Source organism: Microbacterium esteraromaticum (assembly GCF_016907315.1).
GTDB lineage: Bacteria > Actinomycetota > Actinomycetes > Actinomycetales > Microbacteriaceae > Microbacterium > Microbacterium esteraromaticum.
Window position 1 is genome coordinate 120,896 of sequence record NZ_JAFBBS010000001.1, and the last position, 14,909, is coordinate 135,804.

The 14,909-nt window shown below is 69.8% G+C and carries 13 protein-coding genes; all 13 read right to left on the minus strand.

The genetic code is table 11. The features are described 5' to 3' along the window. Window positions 1-9: 9 nt before the first annotated feature. Complete coding sequence (locus tag JOE67_RS00610) at window positions 10-273, minus strand: phosphoribosyl-ATP diphosphatase (protein WP_204973644.1); 264 nt, start codon at window positions 271-273, stop codon at window positions 10-12. Then, window positions 270-950 (minus strand): ribulose-phosphate 3-epimerase, encoded by a 681-nt coding sequence (gene rpe / locus JOE67_RS00615; RefSeq protein ID WP_204973645.1) that lies wholly within the window; start codon window positions 948-950, stop codon window positions 270-272. The genes JOE67_RS00610 and rpe overlap by 4 nt, the downstream gene beginning before the upstream one ends. Further along, window positions 947-2,344: an RsmB/NOP family class I SAM-dependent RNA methyltransferase gene (locus tag JOE67_RS00620; RefSeq protein WP_204973646.1), complete on the minus strand. Its 1,398-nt coding sequence runs from the start codon at window positions 2,342-2,344 to the stop codon at window positions 947-949. The genes rpe and JOE67_RS00620 overlap by 4 nt, the downstream gene beginning before the upstream one ends. Then, entirely contained in the window at window positions 2,341-3,264 is a 924-nt protein-coding gene (gene fmt / locus JOE67_RS00625) for a methionyl-tRNA formyltransferase (RefSeq protein ID WP_204973647.1), read from the minus strand. Before fmt ends, JOE67_RS00620 begins: the two co-directional genes overlap by 4 nt. Before the next feature lie 36 nt (window positions 3,265-3,300). Further along, the gene (locus JOE67_RS00630; RefSeq protein ID WP_338041444.1) at window positions 3,301-5,280 is read right to left on the minus strand and encodes a primosomal protein N' family DNA-binding protein; all 1,980 of its coding nucleotides are present in this window, start codon (window positions 5,278-5,280) and stop codon (window positions 3,301-3,303) included. Between the two features lie 7 nt (window positions 5,281-5,287). Continuing rightward, entirely contained in the window at window positions 5,288-6,484 is a 1,197-nt protein-coding gene (metK, locus tag JOE67_RS00635) for a methionine adenosyltransferase (RefSeq protein WP_204973648.1), read from the minus strand. Between the two features lie 111 nt (window positions 6,485-6,595). Next, a complete protein-coding gene (gene rpoZ, locus JOE67_RS00640) occupies window positions 6,596-6,850 on the minus strand; it encodes a DNA-directed RNA polymerase subunit omega (protein WP_099195959.1) in 255 nt (84 codons plus the stop codon). A gap of 61 nt (window positions 6,851-6,911) precedes the next feature. Then, window positions 6,912-7,820, minus strand: coding sequence for a guanylate kinase (gene gmk, locus JOE67_RS00645; protein ID WP_338041445.1), 909 nt, complete (start codon window positions 7,818-7,820; stop codon window positions 6,912-6,914). Beyond that, entirely contained in the window at window positions 7,813-8,676 is an 864-nt protein-coding gene (gene pyrF, locus JOE67_RS00650; protein WP_204973650.1) for an orotidine-5'-phosphate decarboxylase, read from the minus strand. Before pyrF ends, gmk begins: the two co-directional genes overlap by 8 nt. Next, window positions 8,673-11,960: a carbamoyl-phosphate synthase large subunit gene (carB, locus tag JOE67_RS00655; protein ID WP_204973651.1), complete on the minus strand. Its 3,288-nt coding sequence runs from the start codon at window positions 11,958-11,960 to the stop codon at window positions 8,673-8,675. The genes pyrF and carB overlap by 4 nt, the downstream gene beginning before the upstream one ends. Then, window positions 11,960-13,108, minus strand: coding sequence for a glutamine-hydrolyzing carbamoyl-phosphate synthase small subunit (gene carA / locus JOE67_RS00660; RefSeq protein ID WP_204973652.1), 1,149 nt, complete (start codon window positions 13,106-13,108; stop codon window positions 11,960-11,962). The genes carB and carA overlap by 1 nt, the downstream gene beginning before the upstream one ends. Continuing rightward, window positions 13,105-13,611, minus strand: coding sequence for a PH-like domain-containing protein (locus JOE67_RS00665; protein WP_204973653.1), 507 nt, complete (start codon window positions 13,609-13,611; stop codon window positions 13,105-13,107). The genes carA and JOE67_RS00665 overlap by 4 nt, the downstream gene beginning before the upstream one ends. Next, a complete protein-coding gene (locus JOE67_RS00670) occupies window positions 13,608-14,909 on the minus strand; it encodes a dihydroorotase (protein ID WP_204973654.1) in 1,302 nt (433 codons plus the stop codon). Before JOE67_RS00670 ends, JOE67_RS00665 begins: the two co-directional genes overlap by 4 nt.

Below are 14,909 nucleotides of genomic sequence, written 5' to 3' on the forward strand. Positions count from 1 at the left end.
GAGCGTCGTTCACAGATGTCGGTAGACGTCCTCCAGGCTGAGTCCCTTGGCGAGCATCATGACCTGGAGGTGATAGAGCAGCTGCGAGATCTCCTCAGCGGCATCGTCGTTCGACTCGTACTCGGCGGCCATCCAGACTTCGGCCGCCTCTTCGACGATCTTCTTGCCGATCGCATGCACTCCGCGATCCAGCTGTGCGACGGTGCCCGATCCCTCGGGACGCTCGAGCGCCGTGGCGCTGAGCTCGGCGAACAGTTCGTCGAATGTCTTCACGATTCCAGGCTAGCCGCTCGCGCACGCTCGCGAAGACCGATGACCGCGGCCTCGATGTCGGCCGCCCCGTACACGGCCGAGCCCGCGACGAAGGTGTCGGCCCCGGCAGCCGCGGCCTGCGCGATCGTGGCATCGGAGATGCCTCCGTCGACCTGCAGCCAGACGTCCGATCCGCGCCTGCGTGCCTCGTCGTGCAGCGCGCGGAGCTTCGGCATCGTCTCGGGCATGAACCCCTGGCCGCCGAAGCCCGGTTCGACGGTCATCACCAGGACCTGATCGAACTCGTCGAGGATGTCGTAGAGCGGCTCCCCCGCCGTACCAGGCTTGATGGCCACGCCGGCGCGGGCGCCGATCGAACGCAGGCGCCGTGCGAGCGCAACAGGATCGGCAGCGGCCTCGAGGTGGAAGGTCACGCTCGCCGCTCCCAGCTCCGCATATCCCGGCGCCCAGCGGTCGGGGTCGCTGATCATCAGATGCACGTCGAGCGGGATCGGGCTCGTGGCCTGGACGCGCTCGACCATCTGCGGCCCGAACGTCAGATTCGGCACGAAGTGGTTGTCCATCACGTCGACATGCACGAAGTCAGCCGTCGCGATCCGGGCGAGCTCGGCCTGCATGTTCGCGAAGTCGGCGGCGAGGATGCTCGGGTTGATACGCGGTGCGGGGGGAAGGGTCATGACTGCGTCCTTTCCTGGTCGGTGCGCTGCAGCAGCGCGAGGAACATGGCGTCGGTGCCGTGCCGGTGGGGCCAGAGCTGCACGCTGCCGCTGCCTGGCCCGTCTGCCACCCGCGGGGCGAGGTCGATCGGAGCCTGCGACACATCGGCCATCACGGCACGCGTGTCGAGCTCGACGACGTCGTCGCGTCGACGCAGGATCTCGGCGACCACGCCGGTGGTCTCAGCGAGATGGGGGGAGCAGGTCGCGTACCCGACGATGCCGCCAGGCGCGAGCGCGTCGACTGCCGCGTGGAGCAGCTGCATCTGCAGCTCTACGAGCTCGGCGACGTCAGCGGGCGATTTGCGCCAGCGCGCCTCCGGGCGCCGGCGCAGCGCCCCCAGTCCGGTGCAGGGCGCATCGACGAGGATTCGGTCGAAGGATGCCGGGTGCTGCGCCGCCAGCGCCCTGCCGTCCTCTTCGTGCACGGGCACCTCGATCGGCAGCGGCCGCACGGCGTGACGCACGAGCCCGGCGCGTGCGGGCACCACCTCGTTCGCCTCGAGGCTCGCTCCGCTCTCGTGGGCGAGAGCCGCGAGCATCGCGGTCTTGCCTCCAGGTCCTGCGCACAGGTCGAGCCACCGCTCCCCCGCTCGCACAGGCGCCGCGGCAGCAAGGGCGAGCGCGATGAGCTGCGAGCCCTCGTCCTGCACCCGGATGGTGCCGTTCGCATCGGCGATGGCCTGCCGCGGGTCGCCCCCTGGCGATCCGAAGGCGGTCGCGGCATAGGGGCGACGCGGGGTACCCGGCTCGGCGAGACCGGGGAGGGCTGCCAGGGTGACCTCGGGAGCATCGTTGTCGGCATCCAGGAGCTGTTCGAGCTCGTCCGCTCGGTCTTCGGCTGCGAGAGCGCGTCGCAGCGCGCGTATCACCCACACCGGGTGGGCGGTGCGCAGCGCGAGACGCTCGTCGTCGGATCGCGCTCCCGCCTCGATGCGCTGCTGCCAGGTGTCGGCGTCGTCGCGGCCGATCCGGCGAAGCACGGCGTTCGCGAACCCTGACGCACCGCGGCCCGCTTCAGCTGAGACGAGCGACACCGACTCGTTCACCGCCGCGTGCGCGGCGACCCGCGTCGACAGCAGCTGATGAGCGCCGAGGCGAAGGGCATCGAGCACAACGGGGTCGATCTGGGTCACGGGCCGGCCGGCGGCTTCGGCGATGATCGCGTCGTAGGTGCCCCGGCGTCGCAGCGTGCCGTAGGCGAGTTCAGTCGCCAGCCCGGCGTCCTGAGGGTTGAGCCCCGCCTCGACGATGAGCTTCGGCAGCAGGAGGTTCGCGTACGCGTCGTCGTCAGACACAGCGCGAAGCACGTCGTACGCCACCCAGCGGGCGGCCTGGATCTTCGGCGCGCTCATGCGCCAGCCCTCAGCGACCCGCTGTCGCGCAGACCGCGCCACCAGTCTGCGGCGTTCATCGGCCCCTTTCCTGACGGCTGAACACGGGTGACGGCGAGCGGCGTCGTGCCGGTGCCGATGAGCACCGCGGACTTCGTGCCGGCGAGCTCCCCGGGCTCGAGCGTGACGACGTCGGCGGGCGCGGGCTCGGCGGCGAGGATCTTCAGCCGGGCCCCGTCGAGCGTGGTGTGCGCGCCAGGCTCGGGGGTCACGCCACGGTAGCGCGCGTGCACCGATGCGAGTGGCTGGCTCCAGTCGAGTTCGCCGTCCTCGAGAGTGAGCTTGGGAGCCAGCGTGGGTGCGCCCAGCTGGGCCTCGGCACGCGCGGTGCCGTCGGCGATGCCGGAGACCACGTCGATGGTGAGTGCGGCGCCGTCGTCAGCGAGCACCTCGAGAGCGACGTCGGCCGTGGCATTCTCGGGAAGCGCGACGGTGCGCATGGCGAACACGTCGCCGGCGTCGAGGTCGGGCACGAGCTGGAACACGCTGACGCCGAGCTCGGCGTCGCCGTTGATCAGCGCTCGCTGCACGGGGGCCGCCCCTCGCCACCGCGGCAGCAGGGAGAAGTGCAGGTTGATCCAGCCCCTCTCGGGCGTCGACAGCAGCGGCTCGCGAACGATCCCGCCGTACGCCACGATCACACCGAGGGCGGCGTCGAGCGCGGCGACCTGCGCTGTGACCTCATCGTCGAGGCGCGCCGCCTTGATCACAGCCAGCCCGAGCTGCTCGGCGGCGGCGGCGACCGGCGACGGCGTGAGCACGCGTTTGCGACCGAGCGGCGCATCGGGGCGGGTGATCACCGCCGCGATCTCGTGCTGCGCGGCGAGGGCCTGCAGCGTGGGAACGGCCACCGCGGGGGTGCCTGCGAAAACGAGGCGCATGAAAGGTTCTCCGGTCGGTCGAGCGAGGGTCGGTGATCAGATGTCCGGTTCGAGGATATCGAGGTGGACGGCGAGGGGGATCCGCTGCCGTCCTCGGCCTCGGCGGCTCTGAGCGGCGTCGGCGACGACGCTTGCGCGCAGCGTGTCTGCAACGCTCTGGCCTGCGGCATAGGGGAAGCGCACGAGGGCGCGGACGCGCCCGTCGTCGCCTGTCGGCACAGGGCCGAGTACGGCATCCGCGGGAATGCCGATCTCCGAGAGCGCGTCGAGCGCTCCACGTACGGATGCAGGGATGCCCTCGATCTGGGCGAACCGGGCGGTCGGCGGCATGTGCAGCGGCATCCGGGCATCCAGCTCCGAGCGCGCATAGGCTGCGCCCGACCAGGTTGCCAGGGCACGCGCGACCGGGCCGTCGACGCCGACGAGATGCACGGGCGCGCCGGGCGAGGCGAGGGCAGCGGCGTTGGACCACCACCGCAGGCACGACTCCCCGATCCGCAGGTCGGGGGCCTGCAGCATGCGCGCGCCATCGAGGAGGATGACGGCGCGATACCCGCCCGCGGCTACCGGCTCGGCGCCGCGCGTCGCGACCACCAGGGCGGGGCGGTCGTCGACATGCTGCACGGGGTGCGAACCGTCGGACACGATGACCCGGACACCGGGGAATGCGCGCCCGAGCTCGTCCGCCGTGCGCTCGGTACCGGACGACGCCAGCCGGACCTGATCGGATGAGCACTCCACGCAGCGCCAGGAGTGCGCCGAGCGACCGCACCATCCGCACACAGGCACGGCTCCCCGGCGCTGGGCACCGAGCGGGCCGCCGCACTGTCGGCACCGTGCAGGGAGCCGACAGCTGGCGCAGACGAGGGTCGGCGAGAAGCCGGGGCGGGCGACCTGAACCAGCACGGGCCCCTCCGCGGCCGCGGCACGCGCAGTGGCGAAGGCGCTCGACGGCACCCGCTGCCCCATGGTGCGCTCGAGTTCCTGAGGTGTGCTCAGCCGCACATTCGGGATGACCCGTCTCGCCGCGGTGATGTCGCGCAGCCATCCGTTCTGCACCAGTCGCTCGACGTCGGTCGAGCGGGTGTGCGAGACCAGCAGCAGCGCGCTGCCCTCCTGCTCCTGACGGATCAGGGCAGCGTCACGCGCATGCACGTAGGGCGCCAGGGGCTCAGCCAGCAGAGCATCTGCGTCGTCCCAGATCGCGACGAGGCCCGCGCGTGCGGGTGAGTACACGGCCGACCGGTTGCCGACGACGATGCAGGGCGCGTCGTCGAGAGTCCGCAGGAACGCGCGATAGCGGTCGGGGTTCGGCTGTCGCGCATCGTGCCGCACGACAGCCTCAGACGGAACGAGCGCTTCCAGCGCAGCGAGAAGCAGCTCCTGATCGCGGTAGTCGGGTACGACGAGCACGCTCGAGCGCCCCTCCCCCAATTGGGCGGTGGCAACGGCAGCCAGCAGCGCGGCCCATCCGGGGCGAGAGCCGTCCTGCACGGGGATGGCCTCGACCGCTGCACGGCCGGCGTCGGCGATCGTCTCGCCCAGGCCCTGGTAGCGGTCGATGATCTCATCGGCTCGGGCCAGGGCATCCGGGTCGATGGCCACGGGCTCGTCCACCGGTGCCCAGGCCTTCTCGACTCGCACCTGCCGCTTGGGGATCGCGAGACGGAGGATGTCCGACGCCGAGCCCGCGGCCCGGTCCGCCGCGCGGCGCGCCAGGCGGTAGAGCCGCTCGGGCATCACGACTGCAGGCGAGACCACGCTCTCGATCTTCGAGAGCGAGCGGGTGGCATCCGACTCCACACCGATCTCCACGACGAAGCCGTCGACGACGCGACCGGCCGTGCGCAGCGGCGCCTTGATGCGCACACCCGGTGCGACGTCGCCCAGCTCGAGAGGCAGCTCGTAGTCGAACAGCCGGTCGAGCTGCGGCAGCGGCGAGTCGATCAGAACCCGCGCGATGCGGCGCCCCTCTTCGCGGGCCGCCGGCACTCGCTCAGCACGAGCGTCGGACACGCCGGCCTCAGAGCCCGGCGGCGCGGCGCAGATCGTCGGCGCGGTCGGTGCGCTCCCAGGTGAAGTCCGGCAGCTCGCGCCCGAAGTGGCCGTAGGCGGCGGTCTGCGCGTAGATCGGGCGCAGCAGATCGAGCTCCTCGATGATGGCCTGAGGTCGCAGGTCGAACACCGTCGAGATCGCCTCGGTGATGGTCTCTTCAGACACCCGCCCCGTGCCGAAGGTCTCGACGTACAGGCCGACGGGGCGTGCGACGCCGATCGCGTATGCGACCTGCACCTCGGCACGGTCTGCGAGACCCGCGGCGACGACGTTCTTGGCCACCCAGCGCATCGCGTAAGCACCGGAGCGGTCGACCTTCGACGGGTCCTTGCCGCTGAAGGCACCGCCACCATGCCGGGCAGCGCCGCCGTAGGTGTCGATGATGATCTTGCGACCGGTGAGTCCTGCATCGCCCTTCGGCCCGCCGGTGACAAAGGGGCCGGCCGGGTTGATGTAGTACTTCAGGTCGTCGGCGAGGTCGAGACCGGTCTGCTCGAGCACTGGGTCGATGACCGTCGATCGCACCAGGTGCTTCAGCTCGTCCTGCGAGATGTCGGGGTGGTGCTGCGTCGAGAGCACGACGGCGTCGACGGTCTTCGGCGTGAAGCCGTCGTAGCCGAGTGTGACCTGGGTCTTCCCGTCGGGGCGCAGGAACGCCAGCTCACCCGAGCGTCGCACCTCCGTGAGGCGCTCCGCGATGCGGTGCGCCGTCCAGGCGGCCATCGGCATGAGCTGCGGCGTCTCGTTGGTCGCGAAGCCGAACATGATGCCCTGGTCGCCGGCGCCGAGTTCGTCGCGAGGGTCGGTCGAGCCGCCGTCGCGGTGCTCCTGCGCCTGGTCGACGCCGTTCGCGATGTCGGCCGACTGCTCGCCCACGGAGATGCTGACACCGCACGACGATCCGTCGAAGCCCGTGTCGCTCGAGGTGTACCCGATGCCGTTCACGACATCGCGGACGATGGTCGGGATGTCGACGTAGCCCTCGGTGCGGATCTCACCGGCGACGTGAACGAGACCGGTGGTGACCAGGGTCTCGACTGCGACGCGGGAGTCCCGATCGACGGCGAGCAGACCGTCGAGGATGCTGTCGGAGATCTGGTCGCAGATCTTGTCGGGGTGTCCTTCGGTGACGGACTCGGACGTGAACAGGCGCAGCGCGCTCATCGGTGCTCCAAAACGGGTTCGTGGGGCGGAGCCGGGGCGGGCTCGACGCCAGTGTGCATGGAGCCGCCGAGATCCGGGTGGGGACGTCGGCGGCTCACAGTGCGAAGAGGATCACTCAGCGTGGCGGATGCGCAGCTTGTCCTCGTTGATCTCGTGCAGAGCGATCGTGAGGGGCTTGTCCTCGACCGACGAGTCGACCAGCGGACCGACGTTGTCGAAGAGGTTTCCCTCGTGCAGGTCGGAGTAGTAGTCGTTGATCTGACGAGCGCGCTTCGACGCGTAGATCACGAGCTCGTACTTCGACTCGACGCGCTCCAGCAGGTTGTCGATGGGCGGGTCGATGATGCCGTTGTTGTGTCCGGCCATGGTGGACCTCCTGGTCAGCCGACGGAGTCGTCGGGAAGCGGTGGATGAGAGCGCGCGCGGATCAGCGCGCAGAGTCTGTCGCCAATTCTACGACCTCTTCGGCCGCGGTGGCGACGTCGGCGTTCACGACCAGGTAATCGAACTCGTTCTGCGCGGCCAGTTCGACCCTCGCGGTGCGAAGCCGTCGGGCGCGTTCCTCGGCATCCTCGGTGCCTCGACCGACGAGTCGCTGCACCAGTTCGTCCCAGCTCGGCGGCAGCAGGAAGACGAGGGATGCCGTCGGCTCGGCCGCGCGCACCTGCCTCGCACCCTGAAGATCTATCTCGAGCAGCACAGTCCTGCCTTCGGCGAGGGCGGCGTCGACGGGTCTGCGCGGCGTGCCGTACCGGTGCTTGTTGTGCACCACGGCGTACTCGAGCAGCTGCTTGTCGGCGATGAGCCGGTCGAACTCGGCGTCGTCGACGAAGTAGTAGTGGACTCCGTCGACCTCCCCGGGCCGGGGCGCCCGGGTGGTCGCCGAGACCGACAGGTGGATCTCGGGGTGAGTCTCGCGGATGTGCGCGGCCACAGTCCCCTTGCCGACGGCCGTGGGCCCCGCGAGCACGAGCAGCCGGCTGCGGGCCGGGCGGGGGCGGTGCGGCGGGAAGCGCTCGTCGAGCCAGGCGCTGAGCGCGACGCGCTGACGCACACCCAGTCCACCGAGTCTCTTCACGGGTGCGATGTGCAGCTCTTCGAGGATGCGATCGCGTTTGCCGGCGCCGATGGCGGGCAGCGCCATGAGGAAGTCCGTGACGCGCATCGTGGCGGCGTCGGACTCGGCATCCTCGGTGGCGCGATGCAGGACGGTCTGAGGTGCGATCACTCGGGTGCTCAGATCCCGCTTCAGAGCGGCGCGCGCACGACGACGCTCGAGAGCGCGGCGCGACGCGGCGACACGATCGACGTCGGGGACGGCAGGACGTTCAGGCACGGAGGACCTCCTGGTAGCGCAGGTTTCGGATTCTGATCTCCTCGGCGATGCCGGCGGGACCCGCCCGAAGGATGCTTCGGCTCTCGCTCGCGAGCACATTGCGCGCCACCGCGCCGAACCGCGGGATCAGGTCGTCTTCTGTCGCGCCCTGAGCGCCGAAGCCCGGCGCGAGAATCGGCGTGTCGACGAGCAGGGCGTCGTCCAGACCGACCTCTGCACGGTCGACGGTCGCGCCGACCACGAGTCCGACCGGCCCGAGTCCGCCGGCGAAGGCGGCCGAGTGGTTGACCCAGGTGACATCACGGGCCACCCGCGCCGCGACGGTCTGCTCCTCCGTCGCAGCGACGTCGACCGTGCGGGCGGTCTGCAGTGCCGCCGCCTCCGGGTTGCTCGTCGCCGCGAGAACGAAAACGCCCTTGTCGGCGTGGACCGCCGCGGCGAGCGTGTCGCGCAGCGACTCGGGGCCGAGGTACGGGCTGATCGTGACCGCGTCGGACTCGAGCGGCGAACCCGGCTCCAGCCACGCCGATGCATAGCCGGCCATGGTCGAGCCGATGTCACCCCGTTTCGCGTCGGCGAGAACGAGCAGGCCGGCATCCCTGGCCGCGCCCATCACATCCTCCAAGGCGGCGAACCCACGCGAGCCGAAGCGCTCGAAGAAGGCCACCTGAGGCTTCACCACACCCGCGCGCCCGGCCGCGGCGTCCACCACGCCGAGGCCGAACGCACGCAGCCCATCGGCGTCCTGCCCGAGGCCCCACTGATCCAGCAGGGCCGCATGCGGGTCGATGCCGACGCACAGCGGACCGAACCGGTCCATCGCCGTGCGCAGCCTCACCCCGAACGAGTCGCTCATCGCGTGGCCGCACGATCGAGGGCGTACTCCTGCAGGCTGCGCACCTCGAAGCCGGACTGCGTGGCGTCCATACCCGTGACCGCGGCACCGAGCACGGCCATGGTGGTGAACAGCGCCTTGTCGGCGGCGACAGCCGCGGCGCGGATCTCGTATCCGTCCGCGCGAGCCGAACCGCCGCCTGGCGTGTTCACGACGATGTCGATCTCTCCGTCATTGATCAGGTCGACGATGTTGCGCTCACCGCTCTCCTGCGTCTCGCTGAACTTCGGCACCACCCGAGCCGTGATGCCGTTGCGGCTGAGGATCTCGGCGGTGCCTTCGGTGGCGATGAGATCGAAGCCCAGCTGCTGCAGTCGGTGCGCGGGCAGGATGACGTCGCGCTTGTCGGAGTCGGCGACCGAGATGAACACGGTTCCGGAGGTCGGCATGCCGCCGTACGCGGCCGACTGGCTCTTCGCGAATGCGGTCGGGAAGTCCCGGTCGATGCCCATGACCTCGCCCGTCGAGCGCATCTCAGGACCGAGCACCGAGTCGACGACCTTGCCGTCGTGCGTGCGGAACCGCTTGAACGGCAGCACGGCCTCCTTCACTGCGACCGGCGCACCCAGCGGCACGCGGGAGCCGTCCTGAGCAGGCAGCATGCCCTCATCGATCAGCTCGGCGATGGTGGCACCCGCCATCAGGCGGCTCGCCGCCTTCGCCATCGGGATGCCCAGGGCCTTCGACACGAAGGGCACGGTGCGGCTGGCGCGCGGGTTCGCCTCGATCACGTACAGCACGCCGGCGCTGATCGCGAACTGCACGTTCAGCAGGCCTCGCACTCCCACGCCCTCGGCGATGGCGAGCGTCGCGGTGCGGACGCGGTCGACATCCGTGCGTCCGAGCGAGACCGGGGGCAGGGTGCAGCTCGAGTCGCCGGAGTGGATTCCCGCCTCCTCCAGGTGCTCCATGACACCGCCGATGTAGAGGTCGGTGCCGTCGTACAGCGCGTCGACGTCGAGCTCGATCGCGTCGTCGAGGAAGCGATCCACGAGCAGCGGCTTGCCCTCCTCGATCACGACCTCGCCGGCGGTGCGGACGAAGTACTCGCGCAGCGAAGCGGTGTCGTAGACGATCTCCATGCCGCGTCCGCCGAGCACGAAGCTCGGGCGCACGAGCACCGGGTAGCCGATGTCCTCCGCGATGCGCACGGCACCGTCGACGTCGATCGCCGTTCCGTTGCGCGGGGCGACCAGGCCCGCGTCATCGAGCAGGCGGGCGAAGAGCTCGCGCTCCTCGGCCAGATCGATCGCAGCGGGGCTCGTGCCCAGCACCGTGTACCCCGCTGCCTCGATGCCCTTCGCGAGACCCAGCGGAGTCTGACCGCCGAGCTGGCAGACGACGCCGAGGATCGTGCCGCTGCGCGCCTCCGCGTCGAGCACCTCGAGCACGTCCTCGAGGGTCAGCGGCTCGAAGTACAGCCGGTCGGAGGTGTCGTAGTCGGTCGAGACCGTCTCGGGGTTGCAGTTGACCATGACGGTCTCATAACCGGCGTCCGACAGTGCGAAGGAGGCATGCACGCACGAGTAGTCGAACTCGACGCCCTGACCGATGCGGTTGGGCCCCGAGCCGATGATGACGACCTTGGTGCGGTCCGACGGCGCGACCTCTGTCTCGAAGTCGTAGCTCGAGTAGTGGTACGGGGTGAGCGCGGGGAACTCGCCGGCGCAGGTGTCGACGGTCTTGAAGACCGGACGCACATCGAAGCCGTGACGGATGCGGCGGACCTCCGCCTCGCCCAGGCCGCGCAGCTCAGCGATCTGAAGATCCGAGAAGCCGTGCTCCTTCGCGTGCCGCAGCGTCGCGGCGTCGAGCTCGTCGGCGGACGCCACGGCTTCAGCGACCTCGTTGATCAGGACGATCTGGTCGAGGAACCACGGGTCCATGGCCGTCGCCTCGAAGGCCTGCTCGATCGTCGCACCCTTGCGCAGCGCCTGCTGCAGCACGACGATGCGCCCGTCCGTCGGGGTCTTCGAGATCTCGAGCAGCTCGTCGACCGTGCGGCTCTCCTCGCCCCAGTGGAAGCTGGACCCCCGCTTCTCGAGCGAGCGCAGCGCCTTCTGCAGCGCGGTGGTGTAGTTGCGGCCGATGGCCATGGCCTCGCCGACCGACTTCATGGTGGTGGTGAGCGTGGCGTCGGCGGCCGGGAACTTCTCGAACGCGAAGCGGGGCACCTTCACCACGACGTAGTCGAGAGTCGGCTCGAAGCTCGCAGGCGTCACGCCGGTGATGTCGTTCGGGATCTCGTCGAGGCGGTAGCCGAGAGCGAGCTTGGCGGCGAGCTTCGCGATGGGGAAGCCCGTGGCCTTCGAGGCGAGTGCCGAAGAGCGGGAGACTCGCGGGTTCATCTCGATGACGATGATGCGCCCATTGGTCGGATCGACCGCGAACTGGATGTTGCAGCCGCCGGTGTCGACTCCGACCGAGCGGATGATGTCGATCGAGATGTCGCGCATCTTCTGGTACTCGCGGTCGGTGAGCGTGAGCGCCGGAGCCACGGTGATCGAGTCGCCGGTGTGGACGCCGACCGGATCGACGTTCTCGATCGAGCAGACGACCACCGTGTTGTCGGCGGTATCGCGCATCAGCTCGAGCTCGTACTCCTTCCATCCGAGGATCGACTCCTCGAGGAGCACCTCGTTGGTCGGCGAGTCGTGCAGTCCCGCTCCGCCGATGCGGCGGAGGTCCGCCTCGTCGTAGGCGAAGCCCGAACCCAGACCGCCCATGGTGAACGACGGTCGGACGACCAGCGGGTACCCCAGCTCGTCGGCTCCCGCCAGCAGCTCGTCCATGGTGTGGCAGATGACGGAGCGGGCGACGTCGGCGCCCGCTTCGAGCACGAGCTCCTTGAAGACCTGGCGGTCCTCACCACGGCGGATGGCCTCGACCTTCGCGCCGATCAGCTCGACGTCGTACTTCTCGAGGATGCCGCGCTCGTGCAGCGCCATGGCCGCGTTCAGCGCGGTCTGCCCGCCGAGGGTCGGCAGGATCGCGTCCGGCTTCTCCTTGGCGATGATCGTCTCGATGACCTCGGGAGTGATCGGCTCGATGTACGTCGCATCCGCGAAGTCGGGGTCGGTCATGATCGTGGCGGGGTTCGAGTTCACGAGGATGACGCGCACGCCTTCCTCACGCAGCACCCGGCAGGCCTGGGTTCCCGAGTAGTCGAACTCGCATGCCTGGCCGATGACGATCGGGCCAGAGCCGATGACCAGGACGGAATTGATGTCTGCGCGCTTCGGCATCAGTTGGCGCCCTTCTTGTTGGCGAGCACGAGCTCGCGGAAACGACTGAACAGATAGTGGGCGTCGTGCGGACCTGCCGCCGCTTCGGGGTGGTACTGCACCGAGAACGCGGGCACGTCGAGGGCCCGCAGGCCCTCGACGACCCGGTCGTTGAGGCCGACGTGGCTGACCTCGGCGCGTCCGTAGCCGTGGGGGCTGTCGAACTCGCCGTCGATCGGCGCGTCGACCGCGAAGCCGTGGTTGTGCGCGGTGATCTCGACGCGTCCGGTGGCCTTGTCGATCACGGGCTGGTTGAGACCGCGGTGACCGAAGGTGAGTTTGTAGGTGCCCAGGCCCAGGGCCCGGCCGAACAGCTGGTTGCCGAAGCAGATCCCGAAGTACGGGATGCGCGCGTCGAGAACCTGCCGGAGCACGGCGACCTGCTGATCGGATGCCGCGGGATCGCCGGGGCCGTTCGAGTAGAACACGCCGTCCGGCTCGACCGCCGCGATGTCGTCGAACGAGGAGGACTGCGGCAGCACGTGCACGTCGAAGCCGAGCGCGGCGAGGTTGTCGAGAGTGGACTGCTTGACGCCGAGGTCGAGCACAGCGACGTTGCCGATGCGCTCGGTGCTCGCCGGGATGACGACCGGCTCCGCGACCGAGACGGTCGCCGACAGGTTCTGGCCGGTCATCTCAGGAGCAGCGGTCACCCGCTGGAGCTGCTGCTCGGCATCCATCGCCGCGTCGGCGCCCGAGAAGATGCCACCGCGCATCGAACCCGTGTCGCGGATCCGCCTGGTCAGCGCGCGCGTGTCGATGCCGCTGATGCCGACGATGCCACCGCGCACGAGGGCGTCGTCCAGGGACTCCTCCGAGCGCCAGTTCGACACCCGGCGGGCGGGGTCGCGCACGATGTATCCGGCGACCCAGATGCGTGACGACTCCTCATCTTCGCGGTTCATGCCGGTGTTGCCGATGTGAGGTGCGGTCTGCAGGACGATCTGGCCCGCGTACGACGGGTCGGTCAGCGTCTCCTGGTAGCCGGACATGCCGGTGGCGAAGACGACCTCGCCGAGGGTCGTGCCGCGTGCGCCGTAGGCACGGCCCTCGAAGCGGGTGCCGTCCTCGAGAACGAGCACGGCGGGCTCTGAGTTGATGGAAGTCATGAGTTCTCTCCGTTCTCCGCTGCCGTGCACAGGCGCACGAGCTGCGGAAGGATGTCTGCGGGCCCGCCGGAGGCGAGCCGGATGAAGGAGTCGACGTGCACGCCGTCGGCGATCCGCCACACGAGGCGGATGAGACCGTCGCGCTCCACGACGCGGTCGATGGCGACGGTGGCACGGTCGGCATCGGCGAGCCGGGTGGATGCCAGGAAGACGGTCGGAGCGCCATCGAGGCTGAGCGCGACGCCGCGATCGGTGAGCACGAGCTCTCCGCGCGCGCGGTAGGTCAGCGGGCTGACCGCGAGTCGCTCGAGAGGCTGGTCGTGCTTCGTCGTGGCCACATACAGGATCTCGTGCCTGTCTGTCACTTCGGCATGCTCGGGCACGCCGAGGGGCGCAGTGAGATCGGAGTCGCGTCGCAATCTTCTGCGCCATGCAAGGAACATGGTCAGCAGGATGAGCGCGGCGACGACGCCGATGATCAGACCGGCGGTCTCCCGGCTCACTCGCCCAGCTCCTCGACGAGCACTCCCCCGTCGACCGTCACCACGCCGCCGTGGATGGTCCACTGCACACGCCCCGGCAGCTCGCGCCCGAGGTACGGGGAGTTGCGGCTGCGCCCGTGCAGGTCGGCCTCGGTGAACACACCGGGCACGCTGGGGTCGTACAGCGTGACGTGCGCGGGACGTCCTGCCTCGAGCGCGCCGAAACCGTCGAGTCGACCGATCTGCGCGGGCGCCGCACTCATCACCCGGGCGACGTCGGTCCAGTCGAGCTGACCGGATTCGACCATCGCCTGGTGAACGACCCGCAGTGCGCTCTCGAGCCCGACCATGCCGTTCGCCGCGGCCTGCCACTCGCAGGCCTTGTTCTCAGCCGGGTGCGGGGCATGGTCGGTGGCCACGATATCGATCGTGCCGTCGGCGAGACCCTCGCGAACCGCCATGACGTCCTCAGCCGTGCGCAGCGGAGGGTTGACCTTGTAGCGCGCGTCATAGTCGCGCACGAGGTCATCGGTGAGCAGCAGGTGGTGCGGGGTGACTTCGGCGGTCACCCGGATGCCGCGCTTCTTGGCCCAGCGGACGATGTCGACCGATCCTGCGGTCGAGAGGTGGCAGACATGCAGGCGGGAGCCGACGTGCTCGGCGAGCAGCACGTCGCGGGCGATGATCGACTCCTCCGCGACGGCGGGCCAGCCGGTCAGACCCAGCTCAGCCGAGACGATGCCCTCGTTCATCTGGGCGCCCTCGGTGAGACGCGGGTCCTGCGCGTGCTGGGCGATGACGCCGTCGAACGACTTCACGTACTCGAGTGCGCGGCGCATGATGAGCGGATCCCACACGCAGAAGCCGTCGTCGCTGAAGACGCGCACCCGCGCTCGCGACCCGGCCATCGCGCCGAGCTCAGCCAGGCGCTCGCCCTTCTGGCCGACGGTGACGGCTCCGATGGGCTGCACGGTCGCGTAGCCCGCCGCCTCGCCGAGGGCGAGCTCCTGCTCGACGACGCCGGCGGTGTCCGCGACGGGCTGGGTGTTCGGCATGGCGAAGACAGCGGTGAAGCCACCGGCGGCAGCGGCGCGCGTGCCGGTGAGCACGGTCTCCGACGCCTCGAAGCCGGGCTCACGCAGGTGGGTGTGCAGGTCGACGAGTCCGGGAAGCGCGACCAGGCCGGCCGCATCGATCACTCGCGCGCCCGATCTGGTGAGGCCCGAGCCGATCTCGGCGATGACGCCGTTCTCGATCACGATGTCGGCGCTGTCGCGCCCGAGCAGCTGGACGCCTGCGATGACGAGGGTCTGGCTCAT